Origin of the sequence: Mesorhizobium sp. M0772, from assembly GCF_040320135.1 — a bacterium.
Classification (GTDB): domain Bacteria; phylum Pseudomonadota; class Alphaproteobacteria; order Rhizobiales; family Rhizobiaceae; genus Mesorhizobium.
The window spans coordinates 163,727-187,338 of the sequence record NZ_JAMYPB010000004.1; the positions used below are offsets into that span (position 1 = coordinate 163,727).

Here is a 23,612-nt window from a genome sequence, read left to right on the forward strand (position 1 = left end):
AGGAGATGGGTTTGGTGTTGGCGTTGCTTCAATAACCGTAGCCGCGCGCCATCGCCGCCGCGAAGATCGGGATCAGCAGGAAGATGAAGGCTTCGGCGCGCACATAGGTCTTCACCGAGGCGAGTTCCGCAACCGGCACCTGAAAGCCGGGATTTGCACTGGCTTGCCGGTTCCAGGAGATGAAGCGGATGGTCGGGATGATCGACAGCAGGCCAACGATGCCGAATGCCGCCATCTTGGCCCAGAACACCCAGTTGTAGACGTAGAATTCCCAGCCCTTCAGGCCGTAGATGACGCGGCAGATGCCGATGATGATGATCAGCATGGCGATGATGCCATAATGGCGGTCGATGCCGGCAAGCCGCTTGAGCGTGGCGGCGGAGAGGTCGCCGCGGATCAGGACAAATTCGGCGCCGATGATGCCGGCCAGCGAGAACACCAGCAGATGATGGAAAATGGCAAGCACGAGATCGGTGGTGTCCATGGCGTTCTCCTCCCATTGGCGGTATCGAGACCGGCCCTTGCCGGACCGGTTGCGAAAGGTAGCATCGTTCGGCAGAATTCCCAGAGGCGGACCTGGGTTGGACCATCGGCGTCGCCATCCTGACAGCTGGGGTTTTCTGAAATGACCGGACTGAAGCGCGCCCTGAACCCGATGCCGGACGACATCCGCATCGCCCTGACCGAAAAAGGACTGACAGCGGCCTACGAGGCGCGGCCGGACTACCAGAAGAACGATTATCTCGGCTGGGTCGCCCGCGCCAAACGCAGCGACACCAGGCAGAAGCGGCTCGACCAGATGCTGGACGAATTGCGGCGCGGTGGGCTCTACATGAAGATGGTCTGGCACGGCTGAAAGTAAGCCGACGCTGTTCGCTTCGACCGCCTGGTCGCGCCAGGCCGTTCGGAAGCTTCCCTGGCTGAATGATGATCCGGCTTGGCCCTTGTCCGGGCGCGCTGGTTTGCTAAGCGCTGACCGTCAACGGAGGCAGAGTTTCATGGGCAGTCCAAAAACAGCCGGCGTCCCGGTTCTCGAAACGGAACGGACCATCATGCGGGCGCACCGGATCGAAGATTTCGACGACTATGCCGTCATGTGGGCCGACCCCGTCACCACCCGTTTCATCGGCGGCAAGCCGCGGACGCGGGAGGAAAGCTGGATGCGGTTCCTGCGGCATGCCGGCCTCTGGTCGCTGCTCGGCTACGGCTTCTGGGCGGTCGAGGACAAGGCCAGCGGTCGCTTCATCGGCGAGGCCGGATTCCACGATCTGAAGCGCGACATCGAGCCGTCGCTCGAGGGCATTCCGGAAGCCGGCTGGGCGCTGGCGCCGCAAGCACATGGCAAGGGTCTTGCCAGCGAAGTCGTCAGAAGGGCCCTGGCCTGGGGCGACGAAACCTTTGCCGGCGCGAGAACCGTCTGCATCATCGATCCGGAAAACACCGGCTCGTTGAACGTTGCGGCAAAGTGCGGCTACACCAAGGTCCTGGAAACGACCTATCACGACGGGCTGACGATCCTGCTCGAACGGCGGGTGTGAAGCGCTTCATCGACGCAATTTCCACGTTCTGCCAGGGTTGGCTATTCTAATCTAGCTACGCAATTCCTGTGGGAAAACCGCTCACACTTTTCCTGGAATTGCTCTTTGGGGGAGCCGACCATGCGTGCGATCAATGCGATATTTCTGAAGCTTTTCTGGGCGGGGCTGCTGCTCCTGGCGGCCGTGCAACTGGCGGGCGCCGATGCGACGGTGCCGACCGCCGACATCGAGGGCGGTGCCGACAATCATCTGGCCAAGCGCTATGAGGGGTCGTTCATCGTCTCCTACGAAAAATTCGCCTATACCGATTTTACAGTGCCGCTGTCGCCGCTGAAGCCGAGCGCCGATCCGGATGCCCGTGACACGATGAACAACCGTGTGTTCGCGCCGGACAAGAAGGCTGAGGTCGAAGGCGCGCTGACCCGCATCGCCTATGTGCTGCCGGCCGAGCGCTCCCCGCTCGAAGTGCTGCGCAACTACCAGGATGTGATCGCGGCCGCCGGCGGCGAAGTCCTGTTCGAATGCAAGAAGGAAGAGTGCGGCGGCGCCGCCGACCGGGCGTCGAGCGGTGGCGGCGGCGACATGAGCCTGATGATGTATTTCTTCCATGAAAGCGACGTCAAGGACGCGGCCTTTTCCAATGGCGCCTGTGCGGTAACCACCGGTATCAACGACCAGCGCTTCTTCGCCGCCAAGCTGCCGCAGGACGGCGGCGACGCCTATGTCACGGTTCAGGCCTATTCGCTGATCGACGACCTCTACTGCAAGGAACTCAACGGCCGCACCATTGCCGTCGTTCAGGTGCTGGAGCCCAAGGCGCGCGACAAGAAGATGGTGGTGGTCGAAGCGGCCAAGATGGCGGATTCGCTGTCGGCCACCGGCTCCATCTCGCTCTACGGCATCTTCTTCGACACCGACAAGGCCGACATCAAGCCGGAATCGGAACCGACCTTGAAGGAGATCTCGACGCTTCTGACCAACGAGCCCGGCATGGCGGTGATCGTCGTCGGTCATACCGACAACCAGGGCGCGTTCGACTACAATATCGATCTGTCGTCGCGGCGGGCGCAGTCGGTGAAGGCGGCGCTGGTCTCAAAATACGGCATCGATGGCGGCCGGCTGACCGCCGCCGGCGCCGGCATGATGGCGCCCGTCGCCAGCAATGACGGCGAAACCGGCCGCGCCAAGAACCGCCGTGTGGTGCTGGTCAAGGCGAACTGAGACCGGTCACGGTTTCAGCGCCGGCTAGGCGCCTTGCCTGCTCCAGCATCGAGGCATCCTCGCCGAAGGCGCGGGTGGCGCGAGCGGCGGCCTCCAGCAGGTCCGGTGTCATGCGGCGCAGGAACGCCGTATCGACGCGTGTCGACGGGCCGGCCAGCGTCAAGGCGCCGAGCAGAACGCGGCCCGGTCCGAACACCGGCACCGAGACGCCCGCCGTCTCCGGGTCGCGGTCGCCGATCGACAGATAGTGGCAGGCCTTGCGGATGGTCTCGTATGGTTCGCCCGGCTGGCCCGAAAACGCTGCCAGCACGCGGCCGCCAGAGCCGGCGAGCAACGGCAGCTGGTCACCTTCCCGGATCGTGTAGCGGATCGGGTGCTTGGACTCGACGCGGTAGAGACAGGTGCGGGCGTCGCCGGAGCGGACATAGAAGGCGACGCTTTCCCAACTCCGCTCGGCGAGATCACGCATGATCGGCAGCAGGATGTCGACCGCCACGACCGACCGCTGGTAAAGCGCGCCAAGCCTGAAGGTGGCAGGTCCGATGCGGTAGCGGCCATCGTCGAGCCGCTCCAGCAACTGCCCGCGCAGCAACGAGTTCGCCAGCCTCAAAATGGTGCTTTTGTAGAGCCCGGTGCGCGCCGCGATCTCGGCCAGGCTGAGCGAGCGGTCGGCGGTCGCGAACGCGTCGAGAATGGCGATCGCGCGGTCGAGCGCGGCAACACCATCGGCCGGCAACGGCTGGGATCGCGCTTCGGTCATCTCACGAACAGTTTCATTCCAGTTTACCTGCTCGGACAAAGGCCAGCCGAAGCGATTGTGCCGCACATCCATGGTTCTGTCTAGTAGAACAGCGTTCCTGTTGACAGAACGTACCGAAATCGGCATGAATTTTTGCCGAGCGGGTCTGTTTTCAGGCTACGTTTCTGGCAGGCACCGGAGGAGGTGTCGTGATTTGGAGGAATCCCATGCTGAACAGACGCAGATTTTTGATGAGCACCGCGGCCGCAGGCGCTGCCGGATTCGTTGCAACGCATTTGACGCCCGCCCTCGCTCAGGATGCACCGCAGATCCAGATCTTCGTGCCGGCCGCGCCCGGCGGCGGCTGGGACCAGACGGGGCGCACCATCGACCAGGTGCTGCGCAGTGAAAAACTGATCTCCGGCTCGCAGATCACCAATGTCGGCGGCGCCGGCGGTACTGTCGGCCTGCCGCAGTTCATCAGCCAGTGGAAGGGCAAGGGCAATTCGCTGATGGTGGCCGGCATGGTCATGGTCGGCGCCATCATCGCCAACAAATCGGCCAACAACCTCTCCGAAGTGACGCCCATCGCTCGCCTCACCGGCGAGTTCGAGGCGCTGGTGGTGCCGGCGGATTCGCCGTTCAAGACGGCCGGAGATTTCGTCGCCGCGCTCAAAGCGGATCCGACCAAGGTTCCGGTGGCCGGCGGCTCGGCCGGTGGCTCCGACCACATCCTGTTCGGGCTGATCGCCAAGACGGTCGGCGTTCCGGCAACCAACCTCTCCTATGTGCCTTTCGCCGGCGGTGGCGAGGCGCTGTCGGCGCTGCTCGGCAACCAGGTTGCGGCCGGCATTTCCGGCTTCGGCGAGTTCTCCGAGCAGGTCAAGGCGGGCGCGCTTCGGCTGTTGGCGATCTCCGCCGACAAGCGCCAGGACGGCATCGACGCACCGACGATGAAGGAAGCCGGCATCGACGTCGAACTGTTCAACTGGCGCGGCGTCTTCGCACCGCCCGGCGTCTCCGACGCCGACAAGGCGGCGATGGTCACGATGATCGAGACCATGGCCAAGAGCGATGCCTGGGCAGCCGAATGCAAGAACCGCAACTGGACGCCCATCCTTCTGACCGGCGACGATTATGCGAAATTCCTCGTCGACGACACCGCCCGTATCACCGCGATCCTCAAGGATCTCGGCCTCGCCTGATGTCTTCAGGGGCGGCCACGGCCGCCCCTTCCGACATTCGCCTGCGGCATGGACATATCATGCGCTGGGAGTGAAACTGCGGATGCGGCCGGCGGGAGGATGCCGGCCATCTCGGGAGGACATCGATGAGCACCAGCGACCAGCAGCCGGCGCCCCCGCGCCTTGCCATGCCCGAATTGTTGATCGGCATCGGGCTTCTCGCCTGTGCTGCGGCCGTGGCGTGGCAGACCCTGGCGATCCCGGTTTCGCCGCTCTATTCCAAGGTCGGGCCGACCGTCTTCCCCTACATCACCATGACCGGCATGATCGTGCTTTCGCTGCTGCTCATCGTCGCCGCGCTGCGCGGCGGCTGGCAGCCGCAGGAGGAAAAGGAAACGCCGACCGACTGGAAGGCGATGGGCATCGTCGTTGCCGGCCTGGTCGCCAATCTGGTGCTGATCCAGCCGCTCGGCTTCACCGCCGCCTCGGTCATCATGTTCGTGCTCGTCTGTTACGGCTTCGGCAGCAAGCACACGCTGCGCGATGCGCTGACCGGCCTTATCCTGGCGCTTGCCGCCTATTTCGGCTTTGCCAGGGCGCTCGGCGTCAACATCGGCGCCGGCTTCATCGAAAACCAGCTGAACACGGTGATCGACGCGATCATCGCCACGGTAAGGGGCTGACGCCATGGAGACGCTCGGCCATCTCGCCCACGGATTTTCCGTCGCTTTCTCGCCGATGAACCTGCTGTGGTGCCTGGTCGGCACCACGCTCGGCACCGCGATCGGCGTGCTGCCCGGTCTCGGACCGGCGCTGACCATCGCGCTGCTGCTGCCGATCACCTACCAGGTGGCGCCGGAGGCGTCCTTCATCCTGTTTGCCGGCATCTATTACGGCGCCATGTATGGCGGCTCGACGACCTCGATCCTGCTCAACACGCCGGGCGAAAGCGCCACCATCGTCACCGCGCTGGAAGGCAACAGGATGGCCCGCTCGGGCCGCGGCGGCGCGGCACTGGCGACCTCGGCGATCGGCTCCTTCGTCGCCGGCACCATCGGCACGATGGGCGTCGCCTTCCTGGCGCCGGTGGTAGTGAAGTTCGCGCTGGCCTTCGGTCCGGCCGAATATTTCTCGCTGATGGTGCTTGCCTTCATCACGGTGTCGGCGGTGCTCGGCTCGTCCTCCGTGCGCGGCCTCACCAGCCTGTTCATCGGCTTCGTCATCGGCATGATCGGCGTCGACCTGCAGACGGGACAGCCGCGCTTCACCTTCGGCATGAACGAACTGCTCGATGGCGTCGATGTCATCATTGCCGCGGTCGGCCTGTTTGCCGTCGGCGAGACGCTCTACATGGCCTCGCGCCGCTATGCCGGCAAGGACGAGATCGTGCCGCTCAAGGGCTCGCTCTACATGACCGCGGCCGAATGGGGGCGCTCGTGGAAGCCATGGCTGCGCGGCGCTTTCATCGGCTTCCCGATCGGCGCCATGCCTGCCGGCGGCGCCGAAATCCCGACCTTCCTGTCCTACGCCATCGAAAAGAAGCTGTCGAAGCACAAGGAGGAGTTCGGCACGGTCGGCGCCATCGAGGGCGTTGCCGGACCGGAAGCCGCCAACAATGCGTCTGCCGCCGGCGTGCTGGTGCCGATGCTCACCCTTGGCCTGCCGACCTCGGCGACCGCCGCAATCATGCTGTCGGCCTTCCAGAGCTACGGCATCAATCCGGGACCGCTGCTGTTGACGACGCAGGCCGATCTGGTCTGGGGCCTGATCGCCAGCCTGTTCATCGCCAACGTCATTCTGGTCATCCTTAACCTGCCGCTGATCGGGCTGTGGGTGCGGCTGTTGAAAATCCCTGCGCCGCAGCTCTATGCCGGCATCCTGGTGTTCGCGACCGTCGGCACCTACGGCATCTCGCAATCGCCGATCGACCTCGTCATCCTCTATCTCCTAGGGGCCGCCGGCTTCCTGATGCGGCGCTTCGATTTCCCGACAGCGCCGGTCATCATCGGCATGATCCTGGGGCCGCTCGCCGAAACGCAGTTCCGCCGGGCGATGACGATCTCGAACGGCGACTGGTCGGTGTTCTACACCCACAAGCTGTCGCTGGTGCTGCTGATCCTTGCCTTCATCGGGCTCGCCGGTCCGCATATCTGGGCCTTCATCGAGCATCGGCGCCGGCGCGGGCCGGAGCATGTGCCGGGCGATGCCTGAGCAACCTGGAGCATCATGACCGATCTGCTTGCCGGCATCCGTATCCTCGACCTGACCAATGTGCTGGCGGGCCCTTATTGTGCCTACCAGCTGGCGCTGCTCGGCGCCGATGTCATCAAGGTCGAGACGCCGCAAGGCGGCGATCTGGCGCGCCAGCTCGGCGCCTCGCCGGCGCTCAACAATGCGGGCATGGGCGCGTCGTTCCTGGCGCAGAATGCCGGCAAGCGATCGGTGGTGCTGGATCTCAAGAGCGAAGCCGACCGCGAACGCTTCCTCGATCTCGTCGCCTCGGCCGACGCGCTGGTCGAGAATTTTCGACCGGGCGTGATGGGGCGGCTGGGTCTCGGCTATGAGGTGCTGAAAGCGGTCCGCCCCGGTCTCGTCTATTGCGCCATATCCGGTTTCGGCCAGAGCGGGCCGATGCGCGACAATCCGGCCTACGACCAGATCATCCAGGGGCTGTCCGGCATCATGAGCATCACCGGCACGCCGGAGACAGCACCCTTGCGGGTCGGCTATCCCGTCGCCGACACGCTGGGCGGGCTGGTCGGGGCCTTCGCCATCGCCGCGGCGCTGGTCAAGCAGAAGACCTCGGGCGAGGGCGCGTTTCTCGATGTCTCGATGCTGGAATGCACGCTGTCGGCGCTGGGCTGGCCGGTGTCCAACTATTTGACCGCCGGTGTCGAGCCGCAGCCGATGGGCAATGAGAACATGACGGCTGCGCCCTCCGGCGCGTTTCGCACCGGCGACGGCCTGCTCAACATCGCCGCCAACAAGCAGGAGCAGTTCGTCACGCTTTGCCGGCTGATCGGCCAGCCGGAACTGGCCGACGATCCGCGCTTTGCCGAGCGCGAGACGCGCAAGCAGAACCGCGCCTCCTTGAAAGGGCTGATCGAGACAGCGCTTGCGAGCGCCTCGGCCGCAGCCTGGGAGGAAAAATTCAACCGCGCCGGCGTGCCGGCGGGCCGGGTGCTGACGATCCCCCAAGTGCTTGGCGAGCGCCAGGTGGTCGAGCGCGACATGACCACGCGTTTCCAGGGTCTGCCCGGCATGGCGCAGCCGCTGACCGTGGTGCGCGGCGGCTTCATGGTCGATGGCGCGGCACCCTTGCCGGTCCTGCCGCCGCCTGTGCTGGGCGAGCATATGGACGAGGTTTTTTCCACCCTGCCGCCGCGCGCCAGGAGAAGCGCGTGAGCGAGAGAAAAACCGGCCGCGAACGCGGCGAGGAATGGTGGCAGACCGGCATCATCGAGATGAGCCCCGGCATCATTCGGCTGCGCGGCTATGAAATCCAGGAGCTGATCGGCCGCGTCAGCTTTCCGGCCACGATCTGGCTGATGCTGCGCGGCGAATTGCCGAGCGAGGAGCAGGCGGCGCTGCTCGGCATTGCGCTGGGGGCGGCCGTCGACCACGGGCCGCAGGCGCCGTCGATCGCCATTGCCCGCATGGCCATCACCTGCGGCGTCGGCATCAACAGCGCCATGGCGTCCGCCGTCAACGTGCTGGGTGACGTGCATGGCGGCGCCGGCGAACAGGCGCTGTCCTTCTATGGCGACATTGCCGTGGCACTTGACCAGGGTGTTGCGCTGGACCAAGCCGTAGCCGCACGGCTCGACCGCTTCTTCGCCGAGGAGAAAGGCTATGTGCCGGGATTTGGCCATCGCTTCCACCCGGTCGATCCGCGCGCGCCGCGCCTGATCGCAGTGACGCGCGAGTTTGCCGCGCGCGGCGTCGTCAGCGGACGCTTTGCCGACATCGCCGAGGCCGTCGAATCAGAGGTGGCACGGCGCAAGGGGAAGAAAATACCGCTCAACATCGACGGCGCCACCGCCGTCATCTATGGCGAGCTCGGCTTTCCGCCGCCGTTGACGCGCGGCCTGTTCGTGCTCTCGCGCTCGGTCGGCATCCTGGCGCATGCATGGGAACAGTCGCAGCAAAGCGAGCGCAACAAAGGGCCGCTGCCGCGCGAATGGCTGTGGGCCTATACGGGCACGCCGCTGCGGCCATTTCCCGCTGAGGGGGATGAGGGTCCCGCTGAAGGGGACGAGGGCAAGTGAGGTTGGTCAGGCCGGGTCCGGCACTGCCGGCTGAGGCGGCGCCAGGTTGGCCATCAGCGTCGAGAGATCCGGCTCATCGATGAGCAACGCCGCGTCCTGCGGCTTGAGCCATGCCCGCTGGCGGCTCTTGGCCTCCTGCCAGTTGGCCAGTTCCTCGGACACCTCCAACAGATAGACGACGACGTCGACGCGCACAAAATTGTGCTCCAGCCGTTTCCAGTAGGAATAGCTGCCGGCAGGCGCCTTGCGGGTCTTGCCGAGCACGCCGGCTTCTTCGCGCGCCTCGATGGTGGCGGCCTTGCGCCCGCTCTTTCCTTTCATCGGCCAGCCCTTGGGCACGATAAAGCGCTTCGTCGCTCGCGACGTCACCAGCATCACTTCGAAATTGCCTGAAACGTCCAGACGAAAGGGAATGGCGGCGACCTGGCGAATGCGTTCGCCTCGCCTTGCCTTGCGTACCGCCTTTTTCTTCGTCGTCGCCATGTGCTGAAATCCGGTGGGCGGGCGCACAGCCGCACGCCGCCTGCAAACCCCTGATATGCCCGCGAGGCAATGAGCATCTTTAGTAAATAAGTCGACTAAGTAAATCGCAGGCGACCGATATCAACGGCAAACACGCACAATCTGGTTGTTGACGATCTGAATCGGACAAGCTTGCCGGACGACGGGCACTTCGGGGCGCGGCTGCGGCACGATCCGACGGTCCTGCTCGCGATATTGCTGCTGCTGTTGCTGGAACTGCTGCCGCTGCAGGCTGTTGCGCAATTGCTGCAGCTGGTTCTGCTGGATCAGCCGGTTGGCGCTGGGATTGACGGACTGAGCCGCAGCAGATTGCATGATGCCGGCGAGCGTTGCTGCTGCCAGCATTGCCGACATCAGAACTGTCGATAGGCGAAGCGTCGACATCAGTTCATTCCCGTACAGATATAACCTCCTCTCTATATAGGGCGTTCGTCTCGATCTGCCATGGGCCGGTCTGCCATGGGCCGATCTGCCACGGGTTGGCGAAATCCCATGAGGAAGCGCCGGCCGCACTTGACAGAAAAGATCGATTGACCGCTCTATCGGGCGCGGATCTCGGGCTCAATCGCTGCTGACTCGAGGCACAATCGGGAGCATATCGATGAAAAGCAGGCAAGTATATTTCGCGGCGCTACTGGGCAGCATCTGTATTCTTGGCCCGGTGGCAGTCGCGGCGCAAACCAAGACCGACAAGGCGGCGCCTGCCGCCGCAGCGCCCGCCCCTGCTGCCGGCCCGACATTGCCTGGCGGCGCCTCGGCGCTGTCCGAGACACATGGCGACTGGACGGTCAATTGCCAGGTAACCGGCACGGCCAAGGTTTGCAGCCTGTCGCATCAGCAGTTCAACAAGCAGTCCAACCAGCGCCTGCTGGCGATCGAGCTGTCGAGCAAGAGCGGCGAGGATGCCGCCGGAACGCTGGCGCTGCCGTTCGGCCTGGCGCTCGCCAAAGGAGTCAGCCTGACCATCGACGACCAGAAGCTGGAAGGCAGCTTGCCGTTCAACACCTGCCAGGCCGTCGGCTGCCTGGTGCCGGTGGCGTTCGATGCCAGCGTCACGCCGCTGCTCAAGGCAGCCACCACGCTGAAGATCGACGCCTTCGCGGCCGACACCGGTCAAGCGGTGAGTTTCACCATCCCGCTCAACGGCTTCGGCGGCGCACTGGCACGGACCGCGGAACTCTCGGCGGACTGAGCGGAAAACGTCCGGTCACTCAACCTCGCGCAGCCGGTACCCCACCCCGGTTTCGGTGGTGATGTAGCGCGGCTGGTCGGGCGACTTTTCGATCTTCTGCCGGAGCTGGCGGACATAGACCCTCAGATACTGCACGTCGGTCGAATCGCCCCACACCTGCTTCAGAATGAAATGGTGGGTCAGCACCTTGCCGGCATGCTGCACCATAATGCGCAATATGTCGTACTCCTTGGGGGAGAGCTTTATCTCCTTGCCTTCGACCTTGACGATGCGCTTGACCAGGTCGACGCTGAGATCGCCGGTGTGGAACACCGGCTTTTCGCCCTGCTGCTGGAATTTGTGGCGCAGCGCGACGCGGATGCGGGCGACCAGCTCGTTCATGCCGAACGGCTTGGTGATGTAGTCGTCAGCGCCGAGTTCGAGCGCCGCGACGATGCCGGCTTCGTCGGTGCGGCTGGACAGGATGACCACGGGCACGTCGAGGCCGTCGCCGCGCCATTTCCGCAGGAGATCGAGGCCACCCATGCCGGGCAGGCCGAGGTCGAGCAGGATCAGATCCGGCTTTTGTGCATCGACGAGTTCGATCGCAGCCTTGGCGTTGGGCGCTTCGCTGACCGCATAGCCCTGGCTGCCGAGGCCGACGCGCAGCAGTTTGCGGATCGGCGGCTCGTCGTCGACGACCAGTATGCTGACGTTGGAATTTGTCATGCCGGATCACCAGAGTTTTGCCCGTCCACACCTGATACGTCCGTATCGGACGATTGTACCAACCTCGGCATGCGGATTGTGAAGACTGCGCCCGGGCGATCGCTGCGGTTCGCCGCCATGATCGTGCCGCCCATCGCCTCGATGAAGCCCCGGCAGATCGACAGGCCGAGCCCGGTGCCGGCCTGGATCTGATCGCGCTTGCGCACCCGGTAAAAGCTGTCGAAGACGCGCTCCAGGTCGGCGGGCGGAATGCCCGGTCCCTCATCCATGATCTGCAGCGCGACGGAGCCATTGTCGGCCCAGCCCTGCAGCCGGATTGTCGATCCCTGTGGCGCGTATTTCGCGGCATTGTCGAGCAGATTGAACAGCATTTGTTCGAACAGCACGGGATCAAGCTTCAGCATCGGCAGGTCGGCCGGAATATCAACCTCGGTCTTGTGCCCGGCAGTGATCTTGCGTGCCCGCTGCAAGGCCGAGCCCACGACATCGCCGACATAGTGCAGGGCGAAATTCGGTTCCATGGCGCCCGATTCAATCTTGGTCATGTCGAGCAGATTGGCGATGAAGCGGTTCAGCCGTTCGGACTCGTCGAGCACGGTGGTCAGCAGCTCGGCCCGATCGTTCTCGGGCAGTGCCGGCGCAAATTCCCTGAGCGTGCCGGCCGCGCCCATGATGGCCGCCAGCGGCGTCTTCAGATCATGCGAGATCGACGTCAGCAGTGCCGAGCGCAAGCGGTCGGCCTCGGCCGCCAGCCTGGCGCGGTCGACATCGGCGACCAGCTGGATGCGCTCGATGGCAACCGCCGCCTGGTCGGCCAGCGCGTCGAGCAGGCGCTGTTGCTCGGGCGTCAGCAGCGGGCCTTGCTTGTCATTGTCGAGGCCGACGACGCCGACGGCCGTGCGTGCGGTGCGCAAGGGGAGGTAGAGGCGTTTTGCCCCGGGCAGGGTATCGGCGCCACGGCCGGCAGCCCGGTTGTGTTCCCAAGCCCAGCGTGCAGCCGCGATGTCGGCCTCGGCCAGCGTGTCATCGGGGGGATAACCGGCCTTGACGGTGATCGTGCCTTCTTCCGGCAAAAGCAGCACCACGCGCAGCTTCAGCATCGAGGCGATCTGGAAGGCTGTGGCCCACAAAACGTCGTCGAGCGTGCCGGCGCCGGCGAGCTTCTTTGAAAAGAGGTAGATGTCCTCGGTGGCCCGGGCGCGTGAACGGGCGGCGGCTGCCTGACGCTGCACACGCGCCGTCAGATTGCTGGCGATGACGGCAACGACGAGGAAGACGGCGAAGGCAACGATGCTCTCCGGATCGCGGATCGTCATCGTGTAGCGCGGCTCGAGAAAGAAGAAGTTGAAGGCAATGGCGCTGAGGAAACAGGCGTACAGCGCCGGCCACAGGCCAAAGGTCACTGCCGATGTCAGCACCGCCAGCAGCAGCACGCTGGCAAGGTTGCGAACGTCGAGGAACTGATCGAGGACGGCGCTGACGGCAAGCGCGCCGGCGACATAGACGGTCGAGAAAAGATAAGGCCAGATTTGAAATGGCGTCTGCTCGGCCGCCGCCTTGACCCTCGACGTGGCCTCGTTGTCGCGCTCCGTTCCTGAAATGACATGGACGCTGATATCGCCGGCATTGCGGATCAGATCGTAGGTGAGCGAACCCTCGATCAGTTCGCGCCAGCGCGAGCGGGTCGGCCTGCCGACGACGATATGGGTGAAGTTGTTGGCCGTGGCGTGGCGGACGATGTCCTGGGCGACGTTCTGGCCCGGAATGGTCGTCACCTCGGCGCCGAGCTGCTCGGCCAGGCGCAAGAGCGTGGCCAGCTGGTCCTTGTCTTCCTCCGACATGGCGGCCGAACGCGGCGTGTCGACATGCAGCGCCGTCCACGGTGCGCGCAGCCGGTCGGCCAGCCGGCGCGCATAGCGGACACGAGACGCTCCGCCCGGACGCGCATCGACGCAGACGAGCACCCTTTCGCCCGCCGCCCAGGGGCCGGGAATCGCGTGCGACTGCATGTGGTTGAGCAACTGCTCGTCGACGCGCTGGGCGGTGCGGCGCAGCGCCAATTCCCGAAGCGCGGTCAGATTGCCCGGCGAGAAATAGTTTTCGACTGCGCGCTGGGCAGTGTTGGGGAAATAGACCTTTCCCTCTTTCAGCCGCTTGATCAGGTCGTCGGGCGTGAGGTCGATGATCTCGATGTCGTCGGCCTGGTCGATGATGGAGTCCGGGACCGTTTCGCGCACCCTGACGCGGGTGATCTGCGCCACGACGTCATTCAGGCTCTCGACATGCTGGATGTTGAGCGTGGTGTAGACGTCGATGCCGCGCGCAAGGATTTCCTGGACGTCGAGATAGCGCTTGGGGTGGCGGCTGCCTGGCGCATTGGTGTGGGCGAGTTCGTCGACGAGCACCAGCGCCGGCCGGCGGGCGAGAATGGCATCGATGTCCATCTCGTCCAGCACGCGGCCTCTGTAGTCGACCTTCTGGCGCGGGATCACCTCGTAGCCTTCGACCAGCGCCAGTGTTTCCTTGCGGCCGTGGGTCTCCACGACGCCGACCACTACGTCGACGCCGTCAGCCAGCCTGGCGCGGCCGGCCATCAGCATTTCATAGGTCTTGCCGACGCCGGGGGCAGCGCCGAGAAATATCCGCAGACGGCCGCGCTCTTCCCGTTCCGCATGCTCGAGCAGCGCGTCCGGAGAGGGTCTGGTATCGTTGCTTCTGGCGTCCGGCATCAGGCTCGATCATGAACGGCGCCGAGGATCGTGTCGATCCCCGGCCCCTGGCTTCAGAGATTGTCTCTCACTGCTTGGTATCGTCCAGTGCCAGGTTGAGCGCCAGCACATTGACGACCGGCTCGCCGAGGAAGCCGAGTTCGCGGCCTTCGACATGGCTGTCGACAAGCGCCTTGACCTTGGCTTCGTCGAAGCCCCTGGCCTTGGCCACCCGAGCGACCTGGAAATAGGCGGCGTCCGGGCTGATAGCGGGGTCGAGGCCGCTGCCGGACGTCGTCACCAGATCCATCGGCACCGGCTGGTTCGGGTTCTCCGCCTTCAGCTTTGCAACATCGCCCTTGATGCGGTCGATCAGCTTGGGGTTGGTTGGACCGAGATTAGAGCCGCTGGACGCTGCGGCGTTGTATCCGTCGCCGGCAGCCGAGGGGCGGCCATGGAAATACTTGTCGTCGGCAAAGCCCTGGCCGATCAGTTCGGAGCCGATGACGGTGCCGTTTTTCTCGATCAAGCTGCCATTGGCCTGGTGCGGAAACAGCGCCTGGGCGATGCCGGTCATGCCCAGGGGATAGATCAGGCCGGTCAAAACGGTGAAAAAGACGATCATGATAACAGCGGGTCTTATCTGAGTGAGCATGGACGTATTTCCTTAAGCGAGGCCGAGGCCGGTGACGATCATGTCGATCGCCTTGATGCCGACGAAGGGAACGATGATGCCGCCGAGGCCGTAGACCAGCAGGTTGCGGCTGAGCAGCGCGCCGGCGCCGATGGCGCGGTATTTGACGCCTTTAAGCGACAGCGGGATCAGAGCGATGATGATCAGCGCGTTGAAGATGATGGCCGACAGGATGGCGCTCTGCGGCGTCGCCAGATGCATGATGTTGAGCGCTTGCAGGGGGCCGATTGTATGTCCCGGCGCAACGTAGAAGACGGCAAACATGGCCGGGATGATGGCGAAGTATTTGGCGACGTCGTTGGCGATCGAGAAGGTCGTCAGCGAGCCGCGCGTCATCAGCAGCGCCTTGCCGATCTCGACGATCTCGATCAGCTTGGTCGGGTCACTATCGAGGTCGATCATGTTGCCGGCCTCGCGGGCGGCAACCGTGCCGGTGTTCATGGCGACGCCGACGTCGGCCTGCGCCAAGGCCGGCGCGTCGTTGGTGCCGTCACCGCACATGGCGACCAGCTTGCCCTTGGCCTGTTCGTCGCGGATCAGCTTCAGCTTGTCCTCGGGCGTGGCCTGGGCGAGGAAATCGTCGACGCCGGCTTCGGCTGCGATCGCCGCCGCAGTCATCGGATTGTCGCCGGTGATCATCACGGTGCGGATGCCCATTTTGCGCAGTTCGGCAAAGCGCTCGCGGATACCACCCTTGACGATGTCCTTGAGGTGGACGACGCCGAGCAGGCGGCCGTCACGCTCGACGGCCAGCGGCGTGCCGCCCGACTTGGCGATCTCGTCGGCGATCGCCTGGAGATCCTTGACGGTGTCGCTGCCGGGGCGCGTGCCGTGAGTGGCCGATGTCGACTGGCTGACATAGGCGAGAACCGAATCGACGGCGCCCTTGCGCACCGACGAGCCATCGATGTCGACGCCGCTCATCCGGGTCTGCGCGGTGAAGGGCACGAAGCTGGCATGCAAGGTTGCCATGTCACGGGCGCGGATGGCGTATTTCTCCTTGGCCAGCACGACGATCGAGCGTCCCTCAGGCGTCTCGTCGGCGAGCGAGGCGAGCTGCGCGGCATCGGCCAGTTCCTGTTCGGTGACGCCCTTGACCGGGCGGAATTCGGTGGCCTGGCGGTTGCCGAGCGTGATGGTGCCGGTCTTATCGAGCAAAAGCGTATCGACGTCGCCCGCCGCTTCGACGGCACGGCCGGACATGGCCAGCACGTTGAAGCGCACCAGGCGGTCCATGCCGGCAATGCCGATGGCCGACAGCAGGGCGCCGATGGTGGTCGGGATCAAGGTGACGAACAGCGCGACCAGCACCGTCACCGGGATATAGCCGCCGGAATAGGAGGCAAAGCTCGGGATCGTGGCGGTGGCCAGCACGAAGATCAGCGTCATGCCGAGGAGCAGGATGTTGAGCGCGATCTCGTTGGGCGTCTTCTGGCGCGAGGCACCCTCGACCAGCGAGATCATGCGGTCGAGGAAGGTGTGGCCGGAGGCGGCTGATATGCGCACGCGAATCCAGTCGGACAGAACCTGCGTGCCGCCGGTGACCGCCGAACGGTCGCCGCCGGATTCGCGAATGACGGGTGCGGACTCGCCGGTGATTGCCGCCTCGTTGACCGAGGCCACGCCTTCGATCACTTCACCGTCGGACGGGATGATGTCGCCGGCTTCGACCAGCACGATGTCGCCAACCTTCAGGCTGGTGCCGGGCACCAGCTTGAACCTGGAGCGGTCTTCGCCGGCAAGCAGCTTGGCCCGGGTTTCGGTGCGCGCCTTGCGCAGCGAATCGGCCTGCGCCTTGCCGCGGCCTTCGGCGACGGCCTCGGCGAAGTTGGCGAACAGCACGGTGAACCACAGCCAGATGATGATCTGCAGCGTAAAGCCGAAATCGCCGCCGCCGGTGGCGAGATCCTTGACGAACAGGACCGTGGTAAGAAGCGAGACGATGGCGACGACGAACATCACCGGGTTCCTGACCAGCGTGCGGGGGTCGAGTTTCCTGAAGGCGCCGCCGATGGCCGGCCACAGGATGCGGGCATCCATGATGCTCGCGGATTTGGACTGGCTCATTTGGTGGCTCCAGTATCTGAACTGTTGGCCGGCACCGACCGATCGGATGCCGAAAAGAGGGGCGGCGGACCATAGGCCAGCAGCCAGATCACGATCATGACTGCCGCGAGGCCGAGGAAGGTAGATACGCTGGGGAAGGGAGGGGGCGTTTCCTCCCCCTCATTGCCGGCTCGTGGGCCGGCTCGCGGCCGGGCCTTCATGCGTTTTGGGTAGAACCAGGACATGACAAGCCTCAGAATGTCTGGCCGTTGATGGCAGCCAGGTGCTCGACGATCGGTCCGATCGCCAGTGCCGGGAAGAAGGTCAGGCCGACGACGATCAGGATGACGCCGACGAGCAGGCCGACGAACAGCGGGCCGTCGGTCGGGAAGGTGCCGGCGGAAGCCGGAACCGTCTTCTTCGTCGCTAGCGAGCCGGCAATGGCAAGCGCTGGAATGATGACGAAGAAGCGACCCACCCACATGGAGATGCCGAGCGTGATGTTGTACCAGGGCGTGTTGCCGGAAAGGCCGCCAAAGGCCGAGCCGTTGTTGGCCGCCGCCGAAGTGTAGGCATAAAGAACCTCGGAGAAGCCATGCGGACCGCCATTGGCCATCGAGGCGACGGCGCTTGGCAGCACGACCGCTATTGCCGTGAAGACCAGCATGACCAACGGCAGAGCGAGGATGGCGAGCATTGCCATCTTGACCTCCTTGGCCTCGATCTTCTTGCCGAGATATTCGGGCGTGCGGCCAACCATCAGGCCGGCGACGAACACGGTGATGACGATGAACATGACGATGCCGTAGAAGCCGGCGCCGACGCCGCCGACGATGACTTCGCCGAGCTGCATGTTGAGCATCGGGATCAGGCCGCCAAGTGCTGTGAACGAGTCATGCATGGCGTTCACCGCACCGCAGCTCGCAGCCGTGGTGATGACGGCGAATAGTGCCGAAGCGGCAATGCCGAAGCGGCTCTCCTTGCCTTCCATGTTGGCGCCGTCGACGCCCAACGCATGGACCAGCGGATTGCCCGCGGCTTCCGCCCAGTAGCAGATAACGACGCCAGCGATGAACAGCACACCCATCGTGGCCAGGATCGCCCAGCCCTGGCGCTGGTTGCCGACCATGCGGCCGAAGACGTTGGTGAGTGCAGCACCCAGCGCGAAGATCGTCACCATCTGGATCATGTTGGAGATGGCGTCGGGGTTTTCGAAAGGATGCGCGGCATTGGCGTTGAAGAAGCCGCCGCCATTGGTGCCGAGCATCTTGATGGCGACCTGCGAGGCGACCGGCCCAAGGGCGAGCGTCTGCTTGGCGCCTTCGAGCGTGGTGGCGTCGACATAAGGCCCGAGCGTCTGCGGCATGCCGAGCCAGACATAGACAAGGGTGAGCACGATGCTGAGCGGCAGCAGGATGTAGAGCGTGCAGCGGGTCATATCCACCCAGAAATTGCCGATCGATTTGGCCGAGGCGCGGGCGAAGCCGCGGATCAGCGCCACCGCAATGGCAATGCCGACGGCGGCGGACATGAAGTTCTGAACAGTCAGGCCGGCCATCTGCACGAGGTAGGACAACGTGCTTTCGCCGCCGTAATTCTGCCAGTTGGTGTTGGTGACGAAGCTGACGGCAGTGTTGAAGGCGAGATTGGGTTCGACCGATGCCATCCCGGCCGGATTGTAAGGCAGGACGCCCTGCAGGCGTTGCAGAAAGTACAGCACCAGGAAGCTGGCAAGGCTGAAGAAGATGATTCCTGCCGCGTAGGTCGTCCAGTGCTGCTCCTCGCGCTCGCTGGTTCCCGAAATGCGGTAGAGGCCGCGCTCAACGGGCCCGAGTATGGCCGAGAGAAAGGTGCGATCGCCATTGAAGACGCGGTACATGTAGCCGCCGAGCGGCTTCACCAGCAAAACGACCATCCCGCAATAAACCAGGATCTGTATCCATCCGTTGAGTGTCATGGGTTTCCGTGCCTTGCTTCAGAAGCGTTCTGGGCGAACGAGGGCGTATGTCAGGTAGACGAGCAGGAACAAGGTCACGCCGCCACCGAGGATGTAATCGACAAGCATGGTGCGATCCTTCCGCTTAAAGAGCGTCGCAAGCTTTGATGTAGGCGAGGGAAAGACCGAAGAACAAAACCTCGATCCCGATGACGACGATGTCCATTTGTGTTGGTCCTTGCTTCTGCTTGTATTTGGCGCCAGCGACCGGCGAGCCAGAAATTCCATGAGAACGACCCGCCGTAGCTTCGATGGCTACGGCGCCCGGAGCGTTTTGCTCGAAGTGGAATATGGACCCGATCGCCATAAAGGTTCGAGACGGGCCGCGGAGGAAAGATATAAAATTCCTATAAAGATTTCCGGGAGATGGCTCGTTCCGGGCCGCTAGAAACCGACGCTATGATATCGCGACCCCTCTTGCGGCGGCTCCGTCTTTCGAAACAATGGGAACGCAAAATGAGGGAAAAACAGATGCTCGACATGGCACCATCGAAACAGGCGGCGACATGGCTTTCCGCGCTTGCACGGGCGCTGGAAACTTATGACGCCGAGGCCGCCGCCAACCTGTTCGTCGAGGATTGCTACTGGCGCGATCTGCTGGCTTTCACCTGGAACATCACCACGATGGAAGGCCGCGATGAGATCCGCGACATGCTGCAAGCGACGCTGGCGGAAGCGAAGCCCTCACACTGGACGCTGTCCGGCGAGGCGACCTCGGATGAGGGCACCGTCGAGGCCTGGTTCACGTTCGAAACGGCGGTCGCGCGGGGCGAAGGGATTGTGCGCCTTACGGACGGCCGCTGCCGGACCTTGTTCACGGCGGTGCGTGAGCTCAAGGGGTTCGAGGAACAAAAGGGACCGGCGCGGCCGCTTGGTATCCGTCACAAGGCCGATCCGAAGCGCGAAACCTGGGCGGAGGCGCGGGCGCGCGAGACGCGCGACCTCGGCGCCACCGAGCAGCCCTATTGCCTGGTGATCGGCGGCGGGCAGGGCGGCATCATGCTCGGCGCGCGGCTGAGGCAGCTCGGTGTGCCCACCATCATCATCGAGAAAAATGCGCGCCCCGGCGATTCCTGGCGCAACCGTTATCGCTCGCTCGTGCTGCACGATCCGGTCTGGTACGACCATCTGCCCTACATTCCGTTCCCGGAGAACTGGCCGGTGTTCACGCCCAAGGACAAGATGGGCGACTGGCTTGAGATGTATGTCAGGGTGATGGAGCTCAACTACTGGGTCGCCACCAAATGCCTCAGCGCCAGCTATGACGAGGCCGAGAAGGTGTGGACTGTGGTGGTCGACCGCGTCGGCCGGCAGATCACGCTGAAGCCGAAGCACATTGTCTTTGCCACCGGCGCCTATGGCCCGCCACGCCAGATCGCGCTGCCCGGCGCCGAGACCTTCAAGGGCGAACTCCTGCATTCCAGCCAGTATGCAAGCGGCGAGAAATTCCGCGGCAGACGTGTCGCTGTCATCGGCGCGGCAAGCTCGGGGCACGATGTCAGCGTCGACCTCTGGGAGAGCGGCGCAGACGTCACCATGATCCAGCGGTCGCCGACGACAGTGGTGAAATCCGACACTCTGATGGAAGTCGGCTTCGAGATCTTCTCGGAAAAGGCTTTGGCGCGCGGCATCAGCACCGACAAGGCCGACCTGATCGTCGCGTCCACGCCGTTCGCGCTTGTACCCAAGGGCCAGCGGGATCTTTACGAGGTGATCAAGGCACGCGACGCAGACTTCTACGACCAGCTACGCGCCGCCGGCTTCGCCATCGATTTCGGGGAGGACGAGACCGGGCTGTTGATGAAGGCCTACCGCACCGGCTCCGGCTACTACATCGATGTCGGCGCCTGCGAACTGATCATCAATGGCGAGATCAAAGTGAAGAGCGGCGTCGGCATCAGTTCATTGACGCCGACCGGCATCCTGTTCGACGACCGCAGCGAGCTGGCCGTCCATGCGATCGTCGCCTGTACCGGCTACCAGTCGATGAACGAGACCGTGGCGGCCATCGTCTCGCGCGAGGTCGCCGACAAGGTCGGGCCATGCTGGGGCCTCGGCTCCGGCGTCAAGGGCGATCCCGGTCCTTGGCAAGGCGAGCTGCGCAACATGTGGAAGCCGACGGCGCAGGACGCGCTGTGGTTCCACGGCGGCAATCTGGCGCTGTCGCGGTTTTACTCGAAATATGTGGCGCTGCAGATCAAGGCGCGGATGGAAGGGATTGCGACGCCGGTGTTTGGGGCGGTGAGTAACGCAGGGCGCTAGCGATCTCCTCCTCCCTCGAGGGGGAGATGTCGCCGAAGGCGACAGAGGGAGTCGCCGCGCGTGGAGCGCTGACCTCCAGCTGCCGCGAGGAGCTTGCGTCCGGTCGAACCGACCCCCTCTGGCCTGCCGGCCATCTCCCCCTCAAGGAGGGAGATTATCCATGCCCGAAATGCCGTGCGGCGACCTCGACATGCGTATGTGCCGCATGCGGCTCGAAGCGCTCGGTCTCGTTGTGGTCGGCGGCTTCGTTCGGCCACCAGACACCACCCACGACGATGCCGTCCGATGTGAGCCGCTGATCCGCGATCAGCGCCGCACCGACCGCATCGACGAAGGTAAAGCGCCCGGGGCGCAGTCTCAGCACCGCGACATCGCCGACACCGCCAACTTTCAGCGTCCCAAGCTCCGGCCTGGCGATCGCCTCGGCTGGCCTTTGCGTGGCGGCGCGAAGCACCTCGACCAGCGGCATGCCCAGCGCCATCAGCTTCGACATGCAGACGAGGATGTCGAAGGCGGGACCGTCAACGCAATAGAGATGCACGTCGCTGGAGATGACATCGGGCGCGAGGCCCTCGGCCAGCATCGCTTTCGCCACGGCGAAGTCGAACGATCCCATGCCGTGGCCAATGTCGAAGATGACACCGCGTTCGCGGGCCAGCCGCATGTCCGGCCGGACCGCGCCGGAGGCGAACACCGGCGCATTGGGGAATGGCCGAAAACAATGGGTGAGGATGTCGCCGCGGCGCAGCCGCGGCAGCACTTCGGAGCGGCCGGGCGGCGGCTCGTCAATATGCGCCATCAGCGGCAGGCCGGCCTGGTCGGCGGCTTCCAGCGCGAGATCGACCGGCGCGATGCCGCTGGCGCCGCCGGCATGCTTGCCGGAGCGCACTTTTACGCCGACGACGATGTCGGCGTGCTCGCGTACCGCCGCCACCGTCTCGCGCGGCTCGCACAGCCTCAGATCGCTGCATTCGCCGACGGAGACCGTCTGCGAAAAGCCGAATATGCCGGCAAAGGAGATGTTGACATAGGCCAGGATGCGCACCTTCGAGCGCTCGATGACATGGCGGCGAAAGCCCAGAAAATTGCCGGCGCCGGCGCTGCCGGCATCGATGAAGGTGGTGGTGCCGCTCTTGGCCGCCAGCCGGTCGGCGTCGACGCCAAGCGAGGTGCCGCCCCAGTAGACATGGCTGTGCAGGTCGATGAGGCCGGGTGTGACGATGCAATCACGAGCATCGACTATCTTGGTGGCGTGCTCGGCATCGATCGCCGCCTCGATGGCCACGATGCGTCGGCCCGCAACGGCGACATCGCGCGGCGCGTCCAGGCCCGAGGCCGGATCGATCAGGCGGCCGCCCTTGATCAGGAGATCGAACTGCATCGGCGCCCGCCTCTCTTCGTTTTGGGGCATGATCTCTGGACAAAACGGTTTCCGTTTGTCCGAGAAAACCGGTTTCCACTTTTCGAGATCATGCCCCGACTGGTCAAACCGGCCGGTAGGCGACGGCTTCGACCTCGATCTTGATATCGATCATCAGCCGCGATTCGACCGTGGTACGAGCCGGCGGGTTGCTCGGAAAATGCCTGGCGTAGACGGCGTTAAAGGCGCCGAAATCGCGCGCGTCCTCGAGCCAGACCGTGGTCTTGACGACATCGTCCATGGTGCAACCGGCCAGCGCGAGTGCCGCCTTCACATTCTGCAGCACCTGCTCGGTCTGCTCGGTGATGCCGCCCTTGACCACAATGCGGTCGCTGTCGACCGGCACCTGACCTGAGATGTAGACGAAATCCCCAGCGCGCACGGCCGGCGACAGCGGCACGTGGGATGTTCCAAAACACTCTTTAGGCAAGGGAAACTCCTGTTCAGAATGGCGGGCCGCGTCCCGTTTTCGCCGACCGCTCTACGCCTGTCCCGGTGATCCTCATAGGGGGCTTTTTCGAAAGCAGCATTTTTCCAAACGCATGTTGCTTTATCAGCGGACCGCCAGCATCTTGCGCGGCGCATTTTCCCGACAGGAGATTTCAATGACCTTCGACAAGAACCCGTTTCCAGAGGGCGATGCCGATCGTCACGCGCTCTGGGAAATGCTGATGCGGCGCGACATCGACGCCTTTATCGGTCAGGACTGGTCGATGGTCGAGGATGATTTCCTCGCCGACAGCTTCTTCGGCATGCATGCGCATTTCCTCAGCGATGCCGACGCCTGGCGTCTGCAATTCCCGAGCCTTGCCGTCTATCGCGACGAATGGCTGCGCCAGGCCAAGGAGACGGCGGCGACCGAATTCGCCGAGCCGCTGCGCGAGGCGCTGTTTCGCGTCACCAACATGCGCGACATCGACGTCGATGGCGACCGCGCCGTGCTGCACAAGAAGTTCAACGGCTCGGTGGCCAAGGCCGATGGCAGCGTCGACAAGCTGAAATGGCAGACGCTGTATTTTTGCAGGAAGGTGGCGGGCCACTGGAAGATCGGCGGCTTCGTCGGCTACATGCCACATCCCTTGGGGATCTGAGTCTTGCCGCTTATGCTACTGCC

General features: G+C 64.2%; 24 protein-coding genes. 11 read left to right on the plus strand and 13 right to left on the minus strand.

The features are described from left to right. Positions 1–28: 28 nt before the first annotated feature. Positions 29–484, minus strand: a complete 456-nt coding sequence (locus NKI06_RS04480) for a DUF2214 family protein (protein WP_352624832.1) — start codon at positions 482–484, stop codon at positions 29–31. Positions 485–625: 141 nt separating this feature from the next. Here NKI06_RS04480 and NKI06_RS04485 point away from each other — a divergent pair, with 141 nt between their 5' ends. From NKI06_RS04485 to NKI06_RS04495, 3 genes are all read left to right on the plus strand, one after another. Beyond that, the gene (locus NKI06_RS04485) at positions 626–856 is read left to right on the plus strand and encodes a YdeI/OmpD-associated family protein (RefSeq protein WP_023683083.1); all 231 of its coding nucleotides are present in this window, start codon (positions 626–628) and stop codon (positions 854–856) included. Positions 857–998: 142 nt separating this feature from the next. Further along, the gene (locus NKI06_RS04490; RefSeq protein WP_023686555.1) at positions 999–1,538 is read left to right on the plus strand and encodes a GNAT family N-acetyltransferase; all 540 of its coding nucleotides are present in this window, start codon (positions 999–1,001) and stop codon (positions 1,536–1,538) included. Between the two features lie 120 nt (positions 1,539–1,658). Then, positions 1,659–2,759: an OmpA family protein gene (locus NKI06_RS04495; protein WP_352984220.1), complete on the plus strand. Its 1,101-nt coding sequence runs from the start codon at positions 1,659–1,661 to the stop codon at positions 2,757–2,759. Here NKI06_RS04495 and NKI06_RS04500 read toward each other — a convergent pair. After that, complete coding sequence (locus NKI06_RS04500) at positions 2,746–3,519, minus strand: IclR family transcriptional regulator (RefSeq protein ID WP_352984222.1); 774 nt, start codon at positions 3,517–3,519, stop codon at positions 2,746–2,748. The two genes, NKI06_RS04495 and NKI06_RS04500, sit on opposite strands and share 14 nt — an antisense overlap. A 206-nt stretch (positions 3,520–3,725) precedes the next feature. Between NKI06_RS04500 and NKI06_RS04505 the strand changes: the two genes are divergently transcribed. From NKI06_RS04505 to NKI06_RS04525, 5 genes are all read left to right on the plus strand, one after another. Next, on the plus strand, positions 3,726–4,703 hold the full coding sequence (locus NKI06_RS04505) for a Bug family tripartite tricarboxylate transporter substrate binding protein (RefSeq protein ID WP_023686552.1): 978 nt from the start codon (positions 3,726–3,728) through the stop codon (positions 4,701–4,703). 125 nt (positions 4,704–4,828) lie between these two features. After that, positions 4,829–5,365, plus strand: a complete 537-nt coding sequence (locus NKI06_RS04510; protein ID WP_023700086.1) for a tripartite tricarboxylate transporter TctB family protein — start codon at positions 4,829–4,831, stop codon at positions 5,363–5,365. 4 nt (positions 5,366–5,369) lie between these two features. Beyond that, positions 5,370–6,893: a tripartite tricarboxylate transporter permease gene (locus NKI06_RS04515; protein WP_352675292.1), complete on the plus strand. Its 1,524-nt coding sequence runs from the start codon at positions 5,370–5,372 to the stop codon at positions 6,891–6,893. Between the two features lie 15 nt (positions 6,894–6,908). Next, the gene (locus tag NKI06_RS04520) at positions 6,909–8,087 is read left to right on the plus strand and encodes a CaiB/BaiF CoA transferase family protein (protein WP_352984225.1); all 1,179 of its coding nucleotides are present in this window, start codon (positions 6,909–6,911) and stop codon (positions 8,085–8,087) included. Further along, entirely contained in the window at positions 8,084–8,950 is an 867-nt protein-coding gene (locus NKI06_RS04525) for a citryl-CoA lyase (RefSeq protein ID WP_031196006.1), read from the plus strand. Before NKI06_RS04520 ends, NKI06_RS04525 begins: the two co-directional genes overlap by 4 nt. A gap of 6 nt (positions 8,951–8,956) precedes the next feature. On the opposite strand, the gene NKI06_RS04530 is transcribed toward NKI06_RS04525, so the two are convergent. Beyond that, positions 8,957–9,433 carry an NUDIX hydrolase gene (locus NKI06_RS04530; protein WP_023669717.1) on the minus strand — a complete coding sequence of 159 codons (477 nt, stop codon included), beginning with the start codon at positions 9,431–9,433 and terminating at the stop codon, positions 8,957–8,959. 120 nt (positions 9,434–9,553) lie between these two features. After that, entirely contained in the window at positions 9,554–9,856 is a 303-nt protein-coding gene (locus NKI06_RS04535) for a hypothetical protein (protein ID WP_023683090.1), read from the minus strand. A 217-nt stretch (positions 9,857–10,073) separates the two neighbouring features. Between NKI06_RS04535 and NKI06_RS04540 the strand changes: the two genes are divergently transcribed. After that, a complete protein-coding gene (locus NKI06_RS04540; RefSeq protein ID WP_023669715.1) occupies positions 10,074–10,664 on the plus strand; it encodes an invasion associated locus B family protein in 591 nt (196 codons plus the stop codon). Positions 10,665–10,679: 15 nt separating this feature from the next. On the opposite strand, the gene NKI06_RS04545 is transcribed toward NKI06_RS04540, so the two are convergent. From NKI06_RS04545 to NKI06_RS04575, 7 genes are all read right to left on the minus strand, one after another. Next, positions 10,680–11,372, minus strand: a complete 693-nt coding sequence (locus NKI06_RS04545) for a response regulator transcription factor (protein WP_352984228.1) — start codon at positions 11,370–11,372, stop codon at positions 10,680–10,682. Next, on the minus strand, positions 11,369–14,101 hold the full coding sequence (locus NKI06_RS04550; protein WP_352984229.1) for a DUF4118 domain-containing protein: 2,733 nt from the start codon (positions 14,099–14,101) through the stop codon (positions 11,369–11,371). The genes NKI06_RS04545 and NKI06_RS04550 overlap by 4 nt, the downstream gene beginning before the upstream one ends. Positions 14,102–14,168: 67 nt before the next feature. Beyond that, entirely contained in the window at positions 14,169–14,735 is a 567-nt protein-coding gene (gene kdpC, locus NKI06_RS04555; RefSeq protein ID WP_023744101.1) for a potassium-transporting ATPase subunit KdpC, read from the minus strand. A gap of 12 nt (positions 14,736–14,747) precedes the next feature. Then, positions 14,748–16,841 carry a potassium-transporting ATPase subunit KdpB gene (kdpB, locus tag NKI06_RS04560; RefSeq protein WP_352984230.1) on the minus strand — a complete coding sequence of 698 codons (2,094 nt, stop codon included), beginning with the start codon at positions 16,839–16,841 and terminating at the stop codon, positions 14,748–14,750. A gap of 232 nt (positions 16,842–17,073) precedes the next feature. After that, positions 17,074–18,777 carry a potassium-transporting ATPase subunit KdpA gene (gene kdpA, locus NKI06_RS04565; protein WP_352984233.1) on the minus strand — a complete coding sequence of 568 codons (1,704 nt, stop codon included), beginning with the start codon at positions 18,775–18,777 and terminating at the stop codon, positions 17,074–17,076. 18 nt (positions 18,778–18,795) lie between these two features. Continuing rightward, the gene (locus NKI06_RS04570) at positions 18,796–18,885 is read right to left on the minus strand and encodes a K(+)-transporting ATPase subunit F (protein ID WP_023669708.1); all 90 of its coding nucleotides are present in this window, start codon (positions 18,883–18,885) and stop codon (positions 18,796–18,798) included. Between the two features lie 16 nt (positions 18,886–18,901). Further along, complete coding sequence (locus NKI06_RS04575; protein ID WP_023820587.1) at positions 18,902–19,123, minus strand: hypothetical protein; 222 nt, start codon at positions 19,121–19,123, stop codon at positions 18,902–18,904. 164 nt (positions 19,124–19,287) lie between these two features. Between NKI06_RS04575 and NKI06_RS04580 the strand changes: the two genes are divergently transcribed. Continuing rightward, positions 19,288–21,078, plus strand: a complete 1,791-nt coding sequence (locus NKI06_RS04580) for an NAD(P)-binding domain-containing protein (RefSeq protein WP_352984274.1) — start codon at positions 19,288–19,290, stop codon at positions 21,076–21,078. A gap of 154 nt (positions 21,079–21,232) precedes the next feature. On the opposite strand, the gene NKI06_RS04585 is transcribed toward NKI06_RS04580, so the two are convergent. Further along, positions 21,233–22,459: an amidohydrolase/deacetylase family metallohydrolase gene (locus NKI06_RS04585; protein ID WP_352984235.1), complete on the minus strand. Its 1,227-nt coding sequence runs from the start codon at positions 22,457–22,459 to the stop codon at positions 21,233–21,235. A gap of 103 nt (positions 22,460–22,562) precedes the next feature. After that, on the minus strand, positions 22,563–22,928 hold the full coding sequence (locus NKI06_RS04590; RefSeq protein ID WP_352984237.1) for a RidA family protein: 366 nt from the start codon (positions 22,926–22,928) through the stop codon (positions 22,563–22,565). Between the two features lie 175 nt (positions 22,929–23,103). On the opposite strand from NKI06_RS04590, the gene NKI06_RS04595 reads away from it, so the two are divergent. Beyond that, entirely contained in the window at positions 23,104–23,589 is a 486-nt protein-coding gene (locus NKI06_RS04595) for a hypothetical protein (protein ID WP_352984238.1), read from the plus strand. Positions 23,590–23,612: the final 23 nt, after the last annotated feature.

Excerpts from the sequence above, each read along its gene's own strand:
- NKI06_RS04480 (WP_352624832.1), bottom strand. The coding sequence starts at position 484 with ATGGACACCACCGATCTCGTGCTTGCCATTTTCCATCATCTGCTGGTG.
- kdpB (WP_352984230.1), bottom strand. The coding sequence starts at position 16,841 with ATGAGCCAGTCCAAATCCGCGAGCATCATGGATGCCCGCATCCTGTGG.
- kdpA (WP_352984233.1), bottom strand. The coding sequence starts at position 18,777 with ATGACACTCAACGGATGGATACAGATCCTGGTTTATTGCGGGATGGTC.
- kdpC (WP_023744101.1), bottom strand. The coding sequence starts at position 14,735 with ATGCTCACTCAGATAAGACCCGCTGTTATCATGATCGTCTTTTTCACC.
- NKI06_RS04545 (WP_352984228.1), bottom strand. The coding sequence starts at position 11,372 with ATGACAAATTCCAACGTCAGCATACTGGTCGTCGACGACGAGCCGCCG.
- NKI06_RS04520 (WP_352984225.1), top strand. The coding sequence starts at position 6,909 with ATGACCGATCTGCTTGCCGGCATCCGTATCCTCGACCTGACCAATGTG.
- NKI06_RS04535 (WP_023683090.1), bottom strand. The coding sequence starts at position 9,856 with ATGTCGACGCTTCGCCTATCGACAGTTCTGATGTCGGCAATGCTGGCA.
- NKI06_RS04495 (WP_352984220.1), top strand. The coding sequence starts at position 1,659 with ATGCGTGCGATCAATGCGATATTTCTGAAGCTTTTCTGGGCGGGGCTG.
- NKI06_RS04550 (WP_352984229.1), bottom strand. The coding sequence starts at position 14,101 with ATGCCGGACGCCAGAAGCAACGATACCAGACCCTCTCCGGACGCGCTG.
- NKI06_RS04515 (WP_352675292.1), top strand. The coding sequence starts at position 5,370 with ATGGAGACGCTCGGCCATCTCGCCCACGGATTTTCCGTCGCTTTCTCG.
- NKI06_RS04575 (WP_023820587.1), bottom strand. The coding sequence starts at position 19,123 with ATGGCGATCGGGTCCATATTCCACTTCGAGCAAAACGCTCCGGGCGCC.
- NKI06_RS04485 (WP_023683083.1), top strand. The coding sequence starts at position 626 with ATGACCGGACTGAAGCGCGCCCTGAACCCGATGCCGGACGACATCCGC.
- NKI06_RS04595 (WP_352984238.1), top strand. The coding sequence starts at position 23,104 with ATGACCTTCGACAAGAACCCGTTTCCAGAGGGCGATGCCGATCGTCAC.
- NKI06_RS04570 (WP_023669708.1), bottom strand. The coding sequence starts at position 18,885 with ATGCTTGTCGATTACATCCTCGGTGGCGGCGTGACCTTGTTCCTGCTC.
- NKI06_RS04500 (WP_352984222.1), bottom strand. The coding sequence starts at position 3,519 with ATGACCGAAGCGCGATCCCAGCCGTTGCCGGCCGATGGTGTTGCCGCG.
- NKI06_RS04490 (WP_023686555.1), top strand. The coding sequence starts at position 999 with ATGGGCAGTCCAAAAACAGCCGGCGTCCCGGTTCTCGAAACGGAACGG.
- NKI06_RS04580 (WP_352984274.1), top strand. The coding sequence starts at position 19,288 with ATGCTCGACATGGCACCATCGAAACAGGCGGCGACATGGCTTTCCGCG.
- NKI06_RS04540 (WP_023669715.1), top strand. The coding sequence starts at position 10,074 with ATGAAAAGCAGGCAAGTATATTTCGCGGCGCTACTGGGCAGCATCTGT.
- NKI06_RS04585 (WP_352984235.1), bottom strand. The coding sequence starts at position 22,459 with ATGCAGTTCGATCTCCTGATCAAGGGCGGCCGCCTGATCGATCCGGCC.
- NKI06_RS04530 (WP_023669717.1), bottom strand. The coding sequence starts at position 9,433 with ATGGCGACGACGAAGAAAAAGGCGGTACGCAAGGCAAGGCGAGGCGAA.
- NKI06_RS04505 (WP_023686552.1), top strand. The coding sequence starts at position 3,726 with ATGCTGAACAGACGCAGATTTTTGATGAGCACCGCGGCCGCAGGCGCT.
- NKI06_RS04510 (WP_023700086.1), top strand. The coding sequence starts at position 4,829 with ATGAGCACCAGCGACCAGCAGCCGGCGCCCCCGCGCCTTGCCATGCCC.